13 protein-coding genes are annotated in these 14,598 nt (G+C 35.6%); 5 read left to right on the top strand and 8 right to left on the bottom strand.

What is annotated here, in order from left to right; translation table 11 throughout:
- Window positions 1-451 precede the first annotated feature (451 nt).
- Window positions 452-1,156 carry a CBS domain-containing protein gene (locus tag ACS127_RS10800; RefSeq protein WP_440895052.1) on the bottom strand — a complete coding sequence of 235 codons (705 nt, stop codon included), beginning with the start codon at window positions 1,154-1,156 and terminating at the stop codon, window positions 452-454.
- A 389-nt stretch (window positions 1,157-1,545) separates the two neighbouring features.
- Between ACS127_RS10800 and ACS127_RS10795 the strand changes: the two genes are divergently transcribed.
- From ACS127_RS10795 to ACS127_RS10785, 3 genes are all read left to right on the top strand, one after another.
- Complete coding sequence (locus ACS127_RS10795) at window positions 1,546-2,358, top strand: Cof-type HAD-IIB family hydrolase (RefSeq protein WP_440895051.1); 813 nt, start codon at window positions 1,546-1,548, stop codon at window positions 2,356-2,358.
- 133 nt (window positions 2,359-2,491) lie between these two features.
- A complete protein-coding gene (locus ACS127_RS10790; protein WP_440895050.1) occupies window positions 2,492-2,971 on the top strand; it encodes a PH domain-containing protein in 480 nt (159 codons plus the stop codon).
- The gene (locus ACS127_RS10785) at window positions 2,961-4,439 is read left to right on the top strand and encodes a PH domain-containing protein (protein WP_440895049.1); all 1,479 of its coding nucleotides are present in this window, start codon (window positions 2,961-2,963) and stop codon (window positions 4,437-4,439) included. Before ACS127_RS10790 ends, ACS127_RS10785 begins: the two co-directional genes overlap by 11 nt.
- A 49-nt stretch (window positions 4,440-4,488) precedes the next feature.
- Here the strand turns inward: ACS127_RS10785 and ACS127_RS10780 are convergent, their stop codons facing one another.
- Window positions 4,489-4,710, bottom strand: a complete 222-nt coding sequence (locus ACS127_RS10780) for a hypothetical protein (RefSeq protein ID WP_440895048.1) — start codon at window positions 4,708-4,710, stop codon at window positions 4,489-4,491.
- Between the two features lie 1,073 nt (window positions 4,711-5,783).
- Between ACS127_RS10780 and guaC the strand changes: the two genes are divergently transcribed.
- Window positions 5,784-6,767, top strand: coding sequence for a GMP reductase (guaC, locus tag ACS127_RS10775; RefSeq protein WP_440895047.1), 984 nt, complete (start codon window positions 5,784-5,786; stop codon window positions 6,765-6,767).
- 396 nt (window positions 6,768-7,163) lie between these two features.
- Window positions 7,164-8,672, top strand: a complete 1,509-nt coding sequence (locus ACS127_RS10770; protein ID WP_440895046.1) for a mechanosensitive ion channel — start codon at window positions 7,164-7,166, stop codon at window positions 8,670-8,672.
- Between the two features lie 1,143 nt (window positions 8,673-9,815).
- Here ACS127_RS10770 and ACS127_RS10765 read toward each other — a convergent pair.
- From ACS127_RS10765 to ACS127_RS10740, 6 genes are all read right to left on the bottom strand, one after another.
- A complete protein-coding gene (locus ACS127_RS10765; protein ID WP_440895045.1) occupies window positions 9,816-10,088 on the bottom strand; it encodes a DUF3006 domain-containing protein in 273 nt (90 codons plus the stop codon).
- A 4-nt stretch (window positions 10,089-10,092) separates the two neighbouring features.
- The gene (locus ACS127_RS10760) at window positions 10,093-11,331 is read right to left on the bottom strand and encodes an MBL fold metallo-hydrolase (protein WP_440895044.1); all 1,239 of its coding nucleotides are present in this window, start codon (window positions 11,329-11,331) and stop codon (window positions 10,093-10,095) included.
- Between the two features lie 76 nt (window positions 11,332-11,407).
- A complete protein-coding gene (locus ACS127_RS10755) occupies window positions 11,408-12,079 on the bottom strand; it encodes a CPBP family intramembrane glutamic endopeptidase (RefSeq protein ID WP_440895043.1) in 672 nt (223 codons plus the stop codon).
- Window positions 12,080-12,119: 40 nt separating this feature from the next.
- Complete coding sequence (locus ACS127_RS10750; RefSeq protein ID WP_440895042.1) at window positions 12,120-12,908, bottom strand: metallophosphoesterase; 789 nt, start codon at window positions 12,906-12,908, stop codon at window positions 12,120-12,122.
- A gap of 346 nt (window positions 12,909-13,254) precedes the next feature.
- The gene (locus ACS127_RS10745; RefSeq protein WP_440895041.1) at window positions 13,255-14,226 is read right to left on the bottom strand and encodes a permease prefix domain 1-containing protein; all 972 of its coding nucleotides are present in this window, start codon (window positions 14,224-14,226) and stop codon (window positions 13,255-13,257) included.
- Window position 14,227: 1 nt separating this feature from the next.
- Window positions 14,228-14,560, bottom strand: coding sequence for a PadR family transcriptional regulator (locus tag ACS127_RS10740; RefSeq protein ID WP_440895040.1), 333 nt, complete (start codon window positions 14,558-14,560; stop codon window positions 14,228-14,230).
- Between the last annotated feature and the right edge of the window lie 38 nt (window positions 14,561-14,598).

Below are 14,598 nucleotides of genomic sequence, written 5' to 3'. Positions count from 1 at the left end.
AATAGAGCGTCTCTATCCTTCATTTCAAACAAAACCTCAAGCCAAAATGAAGAATAGAACCCTTCTATCCTTCACTTCAAATGAAACCTCAAGCCAAAATGTCGAATAGAACCCTTCTATCCATCAGTTCAAATGAAATCTCAAGCCAAAATGATGAATAGAACCCTTCTATCCTTCACTTCAAATGAAACCTCAAGCCAAAATGTCGAATAAGACGCCTCTATCCTTCACTTCAAATGAAACCTCAAGCCAAAATGAAGAATAGAACCCTTCTATCCTTCATTTCGAACAAAACCTCAAGCCAAAATGTCAAATAGCGCGTCTCTATCCGGTATTTTATTCCCATTTCTAATACTCACATAAAGAGCTGTTGCATAATTAGCCAGCTATTATGCAACAGCCCCTTTTTAAAATAATTGTACCTTAGCTTAAATGCGCGCGCAATTTATCCTTATGGAATATCGATTAAATCATGTGGGGTCAGCATTCCTAACAGCTTCTGATGAGGCTTGCCATCCTCTGTAATCAAGAGGGCTTCTACCCCTTCATGTTTCTTAATGGTTGCCAAAAATATTTCTTCAGCTTGATAAATATTCATTGACCGAGGAATAAAACGGTAATTTTGTCCAGTTTTCTCACTTTGCAAAAGTTCATGAATCGGTGTTGTTAATAATTCTTGAAAGTCACCATTCATCTGTTGTGCAATCCAATGCAGAACACGCTTGTCTGTTAAAAGCCCAATAAACTGCTTACTTCGATAAACTGGGAATTGAGTGAATTTTGTTTCGCGAATAGTAGCTAATACGTCTTTTAATGTTAAGTCAGCTTGAATAATTTGTAATGTTTTTGAAAAAGTTGGGATGACTAATTTCGGTGCTGTTACCTCATCAGCAATCCGCTCAATTGCCTCTACAACCTCAACATGCGGATCAGCAATTGTATAATTAATTTTCGTCCGTTCATGGACAATCGCATTACGAAGTTCTGAGTATTCAAGTAAATCATTATGATAGCGATTAACAATCGCATTGTTCATTTTCAACCGCAAAACCGCACGATGAAAGGGCACGTAGCGTGTATCATTTAATTCTTGGTCAAAATATTTTTCAATCTTATTAAAAGCAACGATAAAACGTTCGGCATTACTCAAAAACATCACCTCTCATTTATTACTTAATATTATATCCAAATAAGACAAGATTCTGCAATTGATATAAAAATAGTTTGATCAATCCATTCAGTACTGAACGGATTGACATTTGTTAATCTGTTTTTGTTGTTATACAAATGGTTTAAATAAACGTTGTATTTATTTTTAAAATTTGTGCTTAACGTTTAGTAAGCTTTTTATGATAGAAGATTGTCAACAAATAAATTTATGAAGGTTAAAAATAATCCGCTCGTTTAAAGGCTTCAATCGGCTTGTCCCGATCCATTAGATCATTACGCATATAAACAATTGATGACCTTTCTTTTTTTCAGCTACACAAATGCTTAAAAGTTTAGTAAGATTGAGTAGATTTTACAAAAAGGGGACGATCAAAATTGAGTTATAAAATGATTGTATTAGATTTAGACGATACTTTACTTAGAGATGATCTCACTATTTCAACTCGAACAAAACAAGCCTTAATGAAGGCACAAGAAATGGGTATCAAGGTTGTATTGGCTTCAGGGAGACCGACTTTTGCAATGAATGAGTCTGCCAAAGAACTTGCACTTGATCAATTTGAAAGCTATCTCATTGCATTTAATGGAGCGAAAATCATTGCTTGTCGTACAGGAAAAGAATTATATAGTAGTTCGCTAACCCTTGATGATATTCAATCACTATACAAACTAAGCAAACAAGAAAATGTCTATATTCATACATATATGGGTGATGAAATTATTACTGATAAAAAGAACCCATATACCGAAATTGAATCTGAAATCACTAGCTTACCTATTAAAGTTGTCAAGGATTTTATCGATGCAGTGACGATTCCTCCAGTGAAAGTTCTTATGTTAGAAGAGCCTGAGACACTTAAACAAGTTGAAGCAAAAATCAAACCACAACTCAATCATAAATTTAGTATCATGCGTTCTAAGCCCTATTTTCTTGAATTTATTGAAAAAGGGGTCACAAAAGGAGCTAGCTTAAGGCAGATCATTGAACGAACTAATATTAAGCGTGAAGACGTGATTGCAATTGGCGATAGCTATAATGATCAAGAAATGATTGAATTTGCAGGTCTAGGAGTCGCCATGGGGAACGCACCAGACGATATTAAGGAAATTGCTGATATAGTCACAGACACAAACATGAATGATGGTATTGCAAAAATTGTTGACCAATATATTTTAAATGATAATTAACTGATCATAGAATAACTCTTTGCTAATTACTTGCGTTTATTATTGATAAAAGCTTTTAGATTAAGCATCTAGATCGATAATTCATTTGAATTTATAATATATATGGACAAACATTGGAGAAAGGATGTTTTATATGCGTGACGTTCCACAAAACAGAATTGAAAAATCAGCGATAACAGTTTGGAAGATTAGTGGACTTATTTATACGTTCATTTTTCTATTTTTGACCATTGGGTTAGCTGTGCTTGGTATCCTGTATGATTGGTCATACTGGCTAGCTGGAATTGGTCTAGGTATAACAGTACTTATGACTGGTTTAGCCATTTTTCTAATCCCACCTCTTCGCTGGAGAAGATGGCGTTATCAATTATATGATCAGGAAATTTATATTCAACATGGCATTTTGATCGTCAAACGAACGCTTGTCCCTATGGTACGAGTTCAACATGTTGATACCAAACAAGGGCCTATTTTAAGAAAATTTAAACTCGCTAGTTTAGAGGTTTCAACAGCAGCAACGATTCATGAAATACCTGCCTTAAAATTGTCAGAAGCTGAAGCATTACGCGATCAAATCTCTGTCTTAGCAAGGGTGGAACAAAATGATATCTAAACCTAAGCATCTCCACCCTATTGCCATCCTCCTTTTTATTTTGAAAGGATTAAAAGACTGGATCTTTCTGTTTATTTCTTTGTTTTTCTTATTTGGTGAAAGACAGTATTTCATCTATACCATCTTTGGAATCGTTGCCTTAATTATCTTAATTACCATCTTCAGCTGGTTAAAATGGCTGAGATTTACCTATTCCGTTCATGAAGACGCCTTAAGAATTGAACATGGCATATTTATTCGCAAGAACCGAACGATATCTAAACATCGTATTCAATCGATTAATTTAAATCAAAATATTCTTCATCGTTTACTTGGACTAACAGGGGTTCAAGTTGAAACAGCTGGAAGTGACATGGAAGTTGATGCACATCTAATTGCCCTTAAAAGGACGGAGGCTGAACAGCTTAGACAAGATCTGAAAGTAAGCAACGGAGAAAATGACCGAGATGAGTCCTATGACTACGACTATGCTCTTGAGCAAAGACTACCTAGGTACGAAGCGAGCTATAAGCGTTTATTTATTTTCGGTACAACATCTGGCGGCTTTGGGCTGATCGCCACCCTGTTTATTTTTATCTTTTCGGAGGTTGAGGCCTTCATTCCAGAACGCTTTCTAGATCAAACAACCGATTGGATTATTACACAAGCTGTCGGAACTTTGATTGTACTCTCAATTCTTGTATTAAGTGTTATTTGGCTAATAGGTGTGATTGGATCAGTTATTAAATATGGTGATTTTACAATCGTACGATATGAACAGGAGCTTTATATTACAAGAGGTCTCTGGGAGAAAAAACAATTAACCATTCCTTTACAACGTATTCAAGCAGTCGGGGTTAAGCAAAACTTTCTCAGACTTCCATTCAAGGTCGGGAGTTTGTTTGTCGTGATTGCAGGTGGTGAAGTCAATCAAAAGGAAAATTCGCGAACCATTATTTTCCCCTTAATCAGACATTCTGAAATTGAATCTTTTATTAAGAAGATGTTACCTGAATATCAATATACATTTAAGCAATTAAAGCCTATCTCAAAAAAATCTTTTTACTATCAATCCTTAGCTAATTTGCTTATATCAATTATCCCAATTAGTTTAGTCCTTATTTTCTTGCCAGATTTCTGGTGGACGACTATCATTCTAGTATCAGCATTGATCATGTATAGATATTTAAGCTATAAAATGACGAAAACACATTTGGATACAGCACAGTTAACCTTGCAATTTTTTCCATTTTTATCAAGGGAAACCCTATTGCTAAAAAAAGATCGTATTCAAGCATTAGAACAACATCAAAGTTTAATTCAGAAAAAGCTTAAGATTACAAACATCAAAACATCTGTATTGGATAACTTTGTTGGGCAACATTATTCCATTCAAGGTCTACCGATTAAAGATTTTGAAAAAATATCAGATTGGTATTCCTATCGAGATGCTTATTCGTTAAAGGACGTCGGTCTAGATAAAAATTAACATTACCCTACTTCAATTAAAATAGCGATCCCTGATATTAAGGAGATCGCTATTTTTCATCAGTTGGCAGATTATCTTCATTCTGTTTCTGGTGTTCAGCAATTTTTTTGAAATAAGAATAAAGAAGTAAATTAAGTGCAATACCTACTATTAAAATAACTATAACTGATAAGGTCATTAGATTTATTCCATATTCAAAAATCATCATTAGAACAAATACAACAAAAAGAAGTGCCTGAAAACCCGCCAAATAAATAAACCGCTTATACATTTACGTCCACCTCTTCACTATACTAATTTCATTATATCATGAATGAAAGCAAACTTACCGTCTTAATACTGAAATCATAATGTAATCGTTTCTTAACTTGACAAGGGGTATATAATATAATATGTGATATAGTTTTTAATCACTTAATATCATGATTTTATTTCTTAACTAAAAAAATATAACAGGATATGTTCCAAAAAAGCACGTCGGATAAGCTCGCCTCATCATAAGACGGAGGCACCCTTAACAAAAGCTCTACTATTTCCAACACGTCTCACTAGGTGTAATGATTTCTTCGTTGCCCATAGGACACGCGCGTTTTTAGAAAAAGAGCTTGAACCCATATCAGCTTTTTTGAACATCTTCTAACACTATATTTCAAAGGAGTAGCCATATGTCATACCTAGCTATTCTTGCTGCAGGAATTTTCTTTTGCTTAGCAGCATTTATCAGTCTTTTTATGTTTATTAAAGGGTTTGGAAAAAGTTATTTATTAATTACACTTGTCACACTTATTCTAGTGTATTATATTTTTGATTTTTGGGAACCAGCATCAAACTCACTGAACTCGTATTTATTTCAATTTAACAAGGGATAGTTGACATCCCTCTCAGCCTAAGGCAAACTCGATACTTAGCTCACTTTAACTTCCTCTTCCACCTGAAGAGCTAAAAACTAACAATTAGTTAAAAAGAATTGCTTTTTATGTAGCAGCTCCTCTCTAATCAAGTATGTCTCGGCATGATTGATCCAGCATAGTGTTCGAATTTTGCTCCATTTAAAGAGCCCTATGCCTAGATATTCCCCTTTACTTATTTATGTAAGCGGTAGACTTTTTGAGAAATACAGGGTAATTTTCCTCATATGCCTCCTCGTCGGCAAAGCCTTCCATCGAAATTTATTATTGTATTCAAATGATAAAGTTATCAATCAATCTACTAAACATTTATAGCATGATTATTTATTTTTTATCGTGTTTCTTTGACAATCTATTTAATCTCATGTATATTACCTTATGGACGAACAATATTAATTAAACCAATAAAAAATATTCGTGTTTAGGAGTGTTATAAATGGAAAATGTATTTGATTATGAAGATATTCAACTTATTCCCGCAAAATGTATGGTTACAAGTCGATCCCAATGTGATACCTCTGTTACACTTGGAAAATATACTTTTCGGATGCCGGTTGTCCCTGCTAATATGCAGACAATTATTGATGAAAAAGTAGCACTATATTTAGCTGAAAATAATTATTTTTATGTTATGCATCGCTTTGAACCAGAAACACGAACACAATTTATTAAAGATATGCATAATCGCGATTTAATTGCCTCAATTAGTGTTGGAATTAAGGAAGAGGAATATGATTTTGTTCAATCATTAGTTGATCAAAACTTAGCACCTGAATATATCACGATTGACGTTGCCCATGGTCACTCAAATAATGTGATTAAAATGGTGAAATTCATTAAAGAGAAATTACCTGAAAGCTTTGTCATTGCCGGAAATGTTGGTACACCAGAAGCTGTTCGAGAATTGGAAAATGCAGGTGCTGACGCGACTAAAGTTGGAATCGGACCAGGTAAAGTCTGCATTACCAAAATGAAAACAGGCTTTGGTACAGGTGGATGGCAATTAGCTGCGTTAAGATGGTGTGCTAAAGCAGCAAGTAAGCCAATCATCGCAGATGGTGGTATTCGAACACATGGCGATATTGCTAAATCAATTCGCTTTGGGGCTTCAATGGTTATGATTGGTTCACTATTTGCCGGACATAAAGAGTCACCCGGTCAAACAATAGAGGTTGATGGTAAACTTTATAAAGAATACTTTGGTTCTGCTTCAGAGTATCAAAAAGGGGAAAAACGAAATGTTGAAGGGAAAAAAATGCATGTTGAATATCGCGGTCCCTTGCAAGATACTTTAATGGAAATGGAACAAGACTTGCAATCAGCTATTTCTTACGCTGGTGGGAATCAATTAATGGCTATCCGCAATGTTGATTACGTTATTGTAAAAAATTCAATCTTTAATGGTGATACTGTTTATTAATTTTTTAACATCCAAAAGAGAATCGATCTGCTAAACTAGACCAATCATGCTGGGCGTGATTGGTCCCTATTTTTCCTCACTAGATCAAAAAGCTTTCCAGCATTAGTGATCATATTAAGAAAAGCTACAGTGCCATTCTCCGTAAGAATAAGTATCTTTCTTATTCTGAATCCAATATCCTTTTGTTAAAACAGACACGAAATAATTATCTAGTATTCATCTCACCAATTTAAACAGGAAATACCTGTCGTAGAATAAGCATTGTTAACCAGACAATGCTTTTATTATTTCCAGGGAAATGAACAAACTCATCCATATTTAGCTAAATTGTGTTTACCGATTCTTGATAATGGGTAATCAATAGTTAAATAAATAGATTAAGGAGAGGATTAAATAATGGATCAATTTATGTATTATTTTGGTTCTATTTCGAATTTTCTGCTAGCCCTACTAGCTTTAATTATTGGTTGGGTGATTGCATTAATAGTTTCAGGTATTGTTAAGAAAGCATTATTAAAAACAGAACTTGACAATAAACTATTTGCTGGACCATCAGGTGAAAAAAAGGGGAATTATCGGTCTGAGATAATCATAAGCAAATTTGTCTTTTGGTTTATTATGATTTTTGCTTTTGTCGTCTTTTTGAACATGCTTAACTTAACTGTTATAGCTCGTCCATTTTCTGAAATGCTAACCTCATTGCTAAGTATTATTCCTGATATTATACTAGCTATTATTTTATTTGCTGTCGCATGGGTAATTGCTGTGACATTAAGTTTTCTCATTAGAAAATTAGGTCAACGCTTACCTATCGCAAAAATATTGAATAAATTAGGCTTGCAGGAGGAAGGACAGCAATCACAAAAAGCTGTAGATACCATTGCCAATCTTGTTTTTTATTTTGTGCTATTATTATTTTTACCAGCTATTTTAACAACCCTTAATATAACAGGAATAGCACAACCCTTCCAAAGCATGGTATCGTCAATCCTTGACTTTATTCCTGCCTTGTTTGCAGCTGCACTTGTTTTTGTTATTGGATGGTTTGTTGCAAAAGTTATTCGTGCCTTACTAACTAATTTTCTAAAAAGTGTTGGCAGTGAACGATTAGTTGATAAACTTGGTCTAAATAAATTTTTAGAAGGAACAAGCTTAGCGCAAGTTATTGGAACAATTGTCTTTGTTCTGATTATGATTCCAGTCACTATTTCAGCACTAGAGCAATTAGATATTAGAGGGATTACTACACCGGCTATTGGCATGTTGAATGACATGATGTCAATGATTCCAAACATAGCTATTGCCATTATTTTAGTTACAGCCGGTATTTGGATTGGCCGTTGGGTCAAACAATTGGTTGATCAATTACTTACACGTATTGGGTTTAACAATTTAATGAAACACCTTGGTTTAGGTAAATGGAGTCAAGATAAACAGCCTTATACACTTAGCCAAATGGTTGGCATTATCGCTGAGATTGTCATTATCATTCTATTCGTGGGTGAAGCTCTACAAATTGTAAATCTCGTATTCTTAGTTGCTATCGTTGGTGGCATTATCGCTTATCTTCCACATGTATTAGTAGCGATTGTCCTATTAGCTATTGCGCTATTCTTGGCTCACCTTGTTGAAAAAATGGTTCTCTCTGTTATCTCTGGAACGGGCAGAGTATTCCTTGCCAATATCGCCAAATACAGTATTATTATCTTAGCCATTTTTATGGCACTTAATCAACTAGGTGTCGCTGATTCTATTGTTAATGCAGCCTTTATTTTAATCTTAGGCGCCCTAGCACTAGCCTTTGGTCTAGCATTCGGTTTAGGTGGACGAGAGTTTGCCAGCAAATATTTAGCCAAATGGGATCAAAAACTCGAACAAACACACGTTGATAAAGATCAGCAATAATGTACTCTTCAATCATTGGGGGCTTACCCCGATGATTGATTAACCTCTAATAGGAGGCTATAAAGCGAAACTTCAATCAGGGGAAGTTTTCACTCCAATGTTGTCAGGTTAATAAAATCGATTAAGTAAATCCATTTCAAAATGATAAATAGCATGCTAAGATTCAAATATTAAGGGTCGGTGCTTTCCACTACAGGTGGATGCTTTCCGCGGAGATGGAGGTCTATAGGACGTAGATCATGCAGGTGTTGCCACAGGACGTGGCGAACTTAACCTGCCTTCAGTTAACTTTTGTAGCCTAATGCGCTACAAAAGTGGATCTTCAACTCATCCTCGAAAATAAAAAGCGATTTTCTTCGTGCGATGTCTCGCTGACGAAGCTTTCCTTGTCTTATTTCCGCTGGAGTCACTACCTTTCGTTCCAATCACCTAAGTGGATCTGTTGTATGAGTGAATTCTATTTTAATTTGGTTTATATTGATTTGTATTTCCTTCCATCCAAATAAGAAAATGATGGAATGGAATCGAGTATCAACTTTAATACAAATGAAAGTAAAACCAGCTAGCGAAGGAAAAACACGCAGACTCCTCGAAAATAAAAAGCCATTTTCTTCGTGCGATGTCTCGCTGACGAAGCTTTCCTTGTCCTGTGGGAAAAGCGTGAGCTTGAGATCCACTTTGACAAGTGTTTTTTGCTTGGCAAAGTTAGCTCAAGGCAGGCTAACTTCGTCACGTCCTGTGACAAAGCCTGCATGACCTACGTCCTGTACGCCTCCACGCCCACGGAAAGCGTAGTGTTTTTCCGTAGCGGTCGTGTTAACCTGACAACATTGGTTTTCACTCTTCTCCCACTGATTGGGACTGGGGCTCAGAATAAGTAAGGCACTTATTCTTACGATGCAAATACTTCGTAGCTTTCCTTTGTGTGATTACTCGCCCCACCGAAAACATTTGCGGTTACTCGCCCCATCGAAACCCGTTGTTGCCCCGAGCTTTACGGACGGTTATCTGTGATAAAGTGAATCCTCGTTCATTTTGAATATTCGAAATCAGAGATTTATTGATAGTTGAGCGAAGATCAATCAAAAACGTCAGATTCATAGCATACTTGAATCTGACGTTTTTCTTTAAATAAATAGGTCATTAATCACGGCGAAACTTACTCCCTGTGCTCTTTTGACGAAGCTGGGCTAATTTTGCTTGAACAGATTTTTTCCTTTCCATTGTTTTTTCCTGATTGATCACTATGTTCACAACCTGATCGTTCTTATCCAACTCCAAATTTAAGTAATCGCCACGTACTGCTCCCTCAGGTAATTTGGCTTGATCAATAAAAAATTCTTTTCCGATTGTTTCTGCTAACACTACAGCTTGTCTCTGCTCTGTAAAACGATCAATCACAGCTTCAACTTTCATCAAATCACCTCACACATGCTTTTTGTTCACTTATAATATCAGCTAAACGTGCTTCTCCTATCCCGTCCACTTTAATTAAAGCTTCTACTGACTCAAACGGACGCAAATCAACGATATCATTTGCTCTAACTTCACCGATATGGATGATTCCCATAAGTTCATCAACTGAGGCACTATTGATATCAATACATCCAGATTTTTGATCATCGGATTGTATCAGGTCAGAACTCTTTTCTTTTTCTAGAATGGATTCATTTGATGTGTCGGATTTATCTGGATCAAAAGGTTGATCATTCATTGATTCAACTTCAAATGTCTGACCATCTGAAGCAAAAATGATTGTCCCATGTTGATAGGTCATAAAAAGCTCTGTCCCGTTATCTCGTATGCGATCAACAACTTCTTGATCAGGATGACCATAACTGTTATCTTCACCAGCTGAGATAATGGCATAATCAGGATTAACAGCCGTTAAAAATGACGCGCTTGTCGACGTATTTGATCCATGATGTCCTACATGAAGAATATCGGCAGCTAGACTTTCTCGTACATCAATCATATTCGCTTCTGCTCTTGCCCCTGCATCTCCTGTCATCACAACACTTGAATTACCATATTGAAGAAAAATCGAAATTGAGTCTTCATTCGCATCATTCGTTAATTGTTCAGGGGCGATTACCTCAATTAATAAATCTCCCAATTGATAGCTTTCTCCAGCACGTGGCTCATGATAATTAACTTCATGTTCAAGCATTTTATTTAACGTTTGCTCAAAAACTCGAGAAGTTGATTCCACACCTGACATCCACATTTCATCAACTTGAAACTGTTCCAAGATTAAGGGCATCTGGCCAATATGATCAGCATCTGGATGCGACCCAATTAACAAATCAATTTTTTCAATATGTAAAGCTTGTAAATACTCAACAACATCTCTTCGATTCCAATTCCCAGCATCAAACAGAATCGTAACATCATCAGTCTGAAATAACGTTGCATCTGCTTGACCGACATCAATAAAATGAATGACAAGTTCACTATTTATTTCAGCTTGCTTTGGCTGATCATCTTGAGCCTGCTCTTTTTCTCGTTCATCGCCGATTTCTTCGTCTTCCGCCAAAACAGTCGTCTCTTTATCTTCTTGGGTTGCTTGGTTAGTGGAGTTCTGCTGATTATCTAACTCGGTTCCACAACCCGTTAGAAAAACCAGCCACACCCCTAGTACTATTATCAATTTCTTCATCATATCTCTCACTTTCTCATGTTGTCATATATAGTCTACTATAACTGAATGGGAACGTTAACTGATCATTAGAATATTAGAACAAAAGCCCAAAAAGGTGAAGAGCAATCGTATTAATCGCCAAATTACTTGTCGCATGAACAAAATATGAAGCATAAATTGAACCCGTTTTATCAGTAATCCAATTAAACAAGAGACCCGCTATAACTAAACTAAACACTACTAAGATAAATAAAGGAAGTGTGAACCAGTTAGTCATAATGGCAACATGATATACCGCAAATATACCTGCGCTCAACAAATAGCTTATGATTGGGGACATTAACCTTTTTAAGGTAAGGAAAATAACACCTCTAAAGAAAAACTCTTCAATAAATGCATTAACAACCGGGATATACAAAGCAATACCGATAAAGTTGTCTTTATCTATCGCCATCGTCTTTTCTAACGTCTTTATTACTCCACTAAAATCAAACCAGCTTCCAAGTGTCCAATAGCACAAAATAATAAATAAATAGATTACTATACCGAAAAAGAAGATTTGTTTTCTTCCTTTCTTCTTAAAAAGTAACAAGTCTTTCAATATAAACCAATCAAATTTTCGATTTAATACAATAGGAGTGATAACAAATAAAATAATTTTCACCCATGATTTAACCCAATAATTGGGTGCGAGCCATAAATCAATTGGCGCCATAAGAAGAACAAGGAAACTAACGGTCACGAGCAAACTTACCTGTTTTTTCACACTCAACCCTACTTTCAAAATCAGCAATTTAACACCATGATTACTCTTCGCTAATTATGGTCACTATCGATACTTGTGCTTCATTGAAGAAGCGTATGGGTAAAAGACTTGTTCCTAAGCCACTATCAATATAGAGTGTTGCGCCAGAATCCAACTCATATATTCCTTTATCATACTCAGGAAAAAAGCCTTGATCAGGGGCAATAAGCCCACCAATAAAAGGTAGTCGCACCTGACCACCGTGAGTATGCCCACTTAAAATTAAATCAATCTCATTATCAGGAGTTATTGGTGAGTGAGAGAGTAAAACCGTTGGATATGTCAAATTAACACCTTCAAGGGCATCAATTAGTTTGGCATGGCCTGTTGAAGCATTTGCCACACCTGCTAAATTGATTGGTACACCATTCACTTCAATCGTCATATGTTGATTATCAAGCTCAATTACTTCATACTCTGCCAATAACCCTTTTAAATCTGCAAAAATTGGGCTTTCTTGTTCATGATTTCCTGAAACAAAATAAATTGGACGATCCATTGTCACTAACTGATCTAATAGCTTCGTTGTGTTCGTTAGGTCCGTTGTCTTTCGATCAATCAAATCCCCTGTTAAGACAATGAGGTCTGGATCAAGTTCTGTGAGTCGATCAAAACTTCCTTCCAAATCTCGATTATGAACATCACTAATTTGTAAAATGGAGATTTTTTGATTAGTTGTTAATTTATCATTTGGAATGGTCACCGTGTTCACTTTTATAGCTGTTGTGTCATTAATAACCTTTACTATTAATAGTAGAAAAATAATTGTTATTATAATAAACTTTTTCATTATTTAACAGCCTCTTTCATTATAGTTAAATTGATTTTAGCACCTTGATTCATGTTCGTCTATCGAATCAATCATCTGAACGCTGAATAAAGAAAATTTGGTAAAGCAAGCCTTGAAAAGATATCGGGTCGCCCTAGTTGAACTTATACTTTATTCCTTAAATGCAAAAAACCGACCTCTATATTAGAAGTCGGCTTTGATCACTCGATCCTGGACGAGTGATTGAAAAATTGCGGCGCAACACCGTTTCCACATAAACGTTTGTTGTGTGCGTCTTACGCAAAATAGCTCATCGCTCTAAAACTATAACACGTTTACTGTTCAGAAACAAGCTCTTTACGATAAATTATTTACTTTTCAAAGCATAGCGCATCCCTGCAAATCCGCTGAATAACAAGCCCGTTACAGGAAATATGATCCAATTAATGTGCCATTGATGGAAAACAAGACCCGATATTAAGAAAATAACCACTGCACTTGGCCAAATGAAAGCAGCAACCGCTTGGACAATCTTGTCTTGTTCTTGTTTTTCATTCACTTGTGGCTGTTGGTATTCATCGAGTTTCAATATTTTTTGATAAGTTGTTTTTTGCGATCCATAATAAACAAAAAAGTAAACAGCCATACTTACTAAGACAAGTAATGCAGCAACACCAAGTTCACCATTAGATCGATCAATCGTTGAAATGATAATTAATGCAAGTGGTGCCAAAATACAGAGGACAACACCTATGACAAGCCCTCTCATATAGCGAGGTTGAAACTTTGCGTAATCAGCTTGTAAATTTTCTTCTTGACTGTATGTCAATTGATGATAGCCAATTACTGATAAAAATGGCTCCAATCGATGATGAGATACGATTAAAATCGCAACTCCGATGGCAACCAAAATAAATAAGGGAATTAGCCCAACAACATCAAAAAATTGCGTTGCACCACTGATCCAACTTGTGATTTTAATTGTTACCATAAAAACAGCCACCGCAAAAATAATTAGACTCACACCAAAGGCGAGTAATTTCCCCGCTCGTTGACTCTCTTGAAAAAAATGATCGATCTCTTGATCAGATATACTTTGTAATTCTTCTTGACTTTCTTCTTCTTTTAATTGATAACCAAGCTCTTCAATCAATTCATCAATATTACCAAACTCACTAATGACGGTACCAATGGCCTCATTTTCCGTTTTACCTTCTGCAATCAGTTCATAATATTTTTCTTCCATATTCATTTGTAGCTCTTCTTTTATCTGTTCAAGCTCATCAGTCTTCGGTAACTTAGCAAACATGGTTTCTAGATATGACATGATTGTGTCCAATTTAACTTCCACCTTTCATTAAAAATCGATTAACAACATCCTGCGTCACAACCCACTCTTCAGCTTTATCGTTTAAATAATTTCGTCCTGTTTCAGTAATTTCATAATACGTTCTTTTTCTCCCTGCTGTTTTTATTTGTTGAAAGGACTGGATATAGTTATTTTTCTCAAGACGAGCAAAGGCAGAGTATAGTGTCGTTTCTTTCATCACATAATTTTCATTTGATCGTTCTTTGATTTTTTTCGATATCTCGTAACCATACGATGGTCCTTCGATCAATAAACTAAGGATAATTAGATCATTGTAGCCTCTCATGATATCACTAGATAGCAATAAAGCACCCCCTATACTCCATCTGTCGTAGTAAGTTT

The organism is Amphibacillus sp. Q70, from assembly GCF_052055485.1.
In the GTDB taxonomy this organism is placed as follows: Bacteria; Bacillota; Bacilli; order Bacillales; family Amphibacillaceae; genus Amphibacillus.
Note: the sequence above shows the minus strand (reverse complement) of the source record. Positions and strands in the feature narration are given on the sequence as shown.

Excerpts from the sequence above, each read along its gene's own strand:
- guaC (WP_440895047.1), top strand. The coding sequence starts at position 5,784 with ATGGAAAATGTATTTGATTATGAAGATATTCAACTTATTCCCGCAAAA.
- ACS127_RS10785 (WP_440895049.1), top strand. The coding sequence starts at position 2,961 with ATGATATCTAAACCTAAGCATCTCCACCCTATTGCCATCCTCCTTTTT.
- ACS127_RS10750 (WP_440895042.1), bottom strand. The coding sequence starts at position 12,908 with ATGAAAAAGTTTATTATAATAACAATTATTTTTCTACTATTAATAGTA.
- ACS127_RS10765 (WP_440895045.1), bottom strand. The coding sequence starts at position 10,088 with ATGAAAGTTGAAGCTGTGATTGATCGTTTTACAGAGCAGAGACAAGCT.
- ACS127_RS10790 (WP_440895050.1), top strand. The coding sequence starts at position 2,492 with ATGCGTGACGTTCCACAAAACAGAATTGAAAAATCAGCGATAACAGTT.
- ACS127_RS10760 (WP_440895044.1), bottom strand. The coding sequence starts at position 11,331 with ATGAAGAAATTGATAATAGTACTAGGGGTGTGGCTGGTTTTTCTAACG.
- ACS127_RS10770 (WP_440895046.1), top strand. The coding sequence starts at position 7,164 with ATGGATCAATTTATGTATTATTTTGGTTCTATTTCGAATTTTCTGCTA.
- ACS127_RS10780 (WP_440895048.1), bottom strand. The coding sequence starts at position 4,710 with ATGTATAAGCGGTTTATTTATTTGGCGGGTTTTCAGGCACTTCTTTTT.
- ACS127_RS10800 (WP_440895052.1), bottom strand. The coding sequence starts at position 1,156 with ATGTTTTTGAGTAATGCCGAACGTTTTATCGTTGCTTTTAATAAGATT.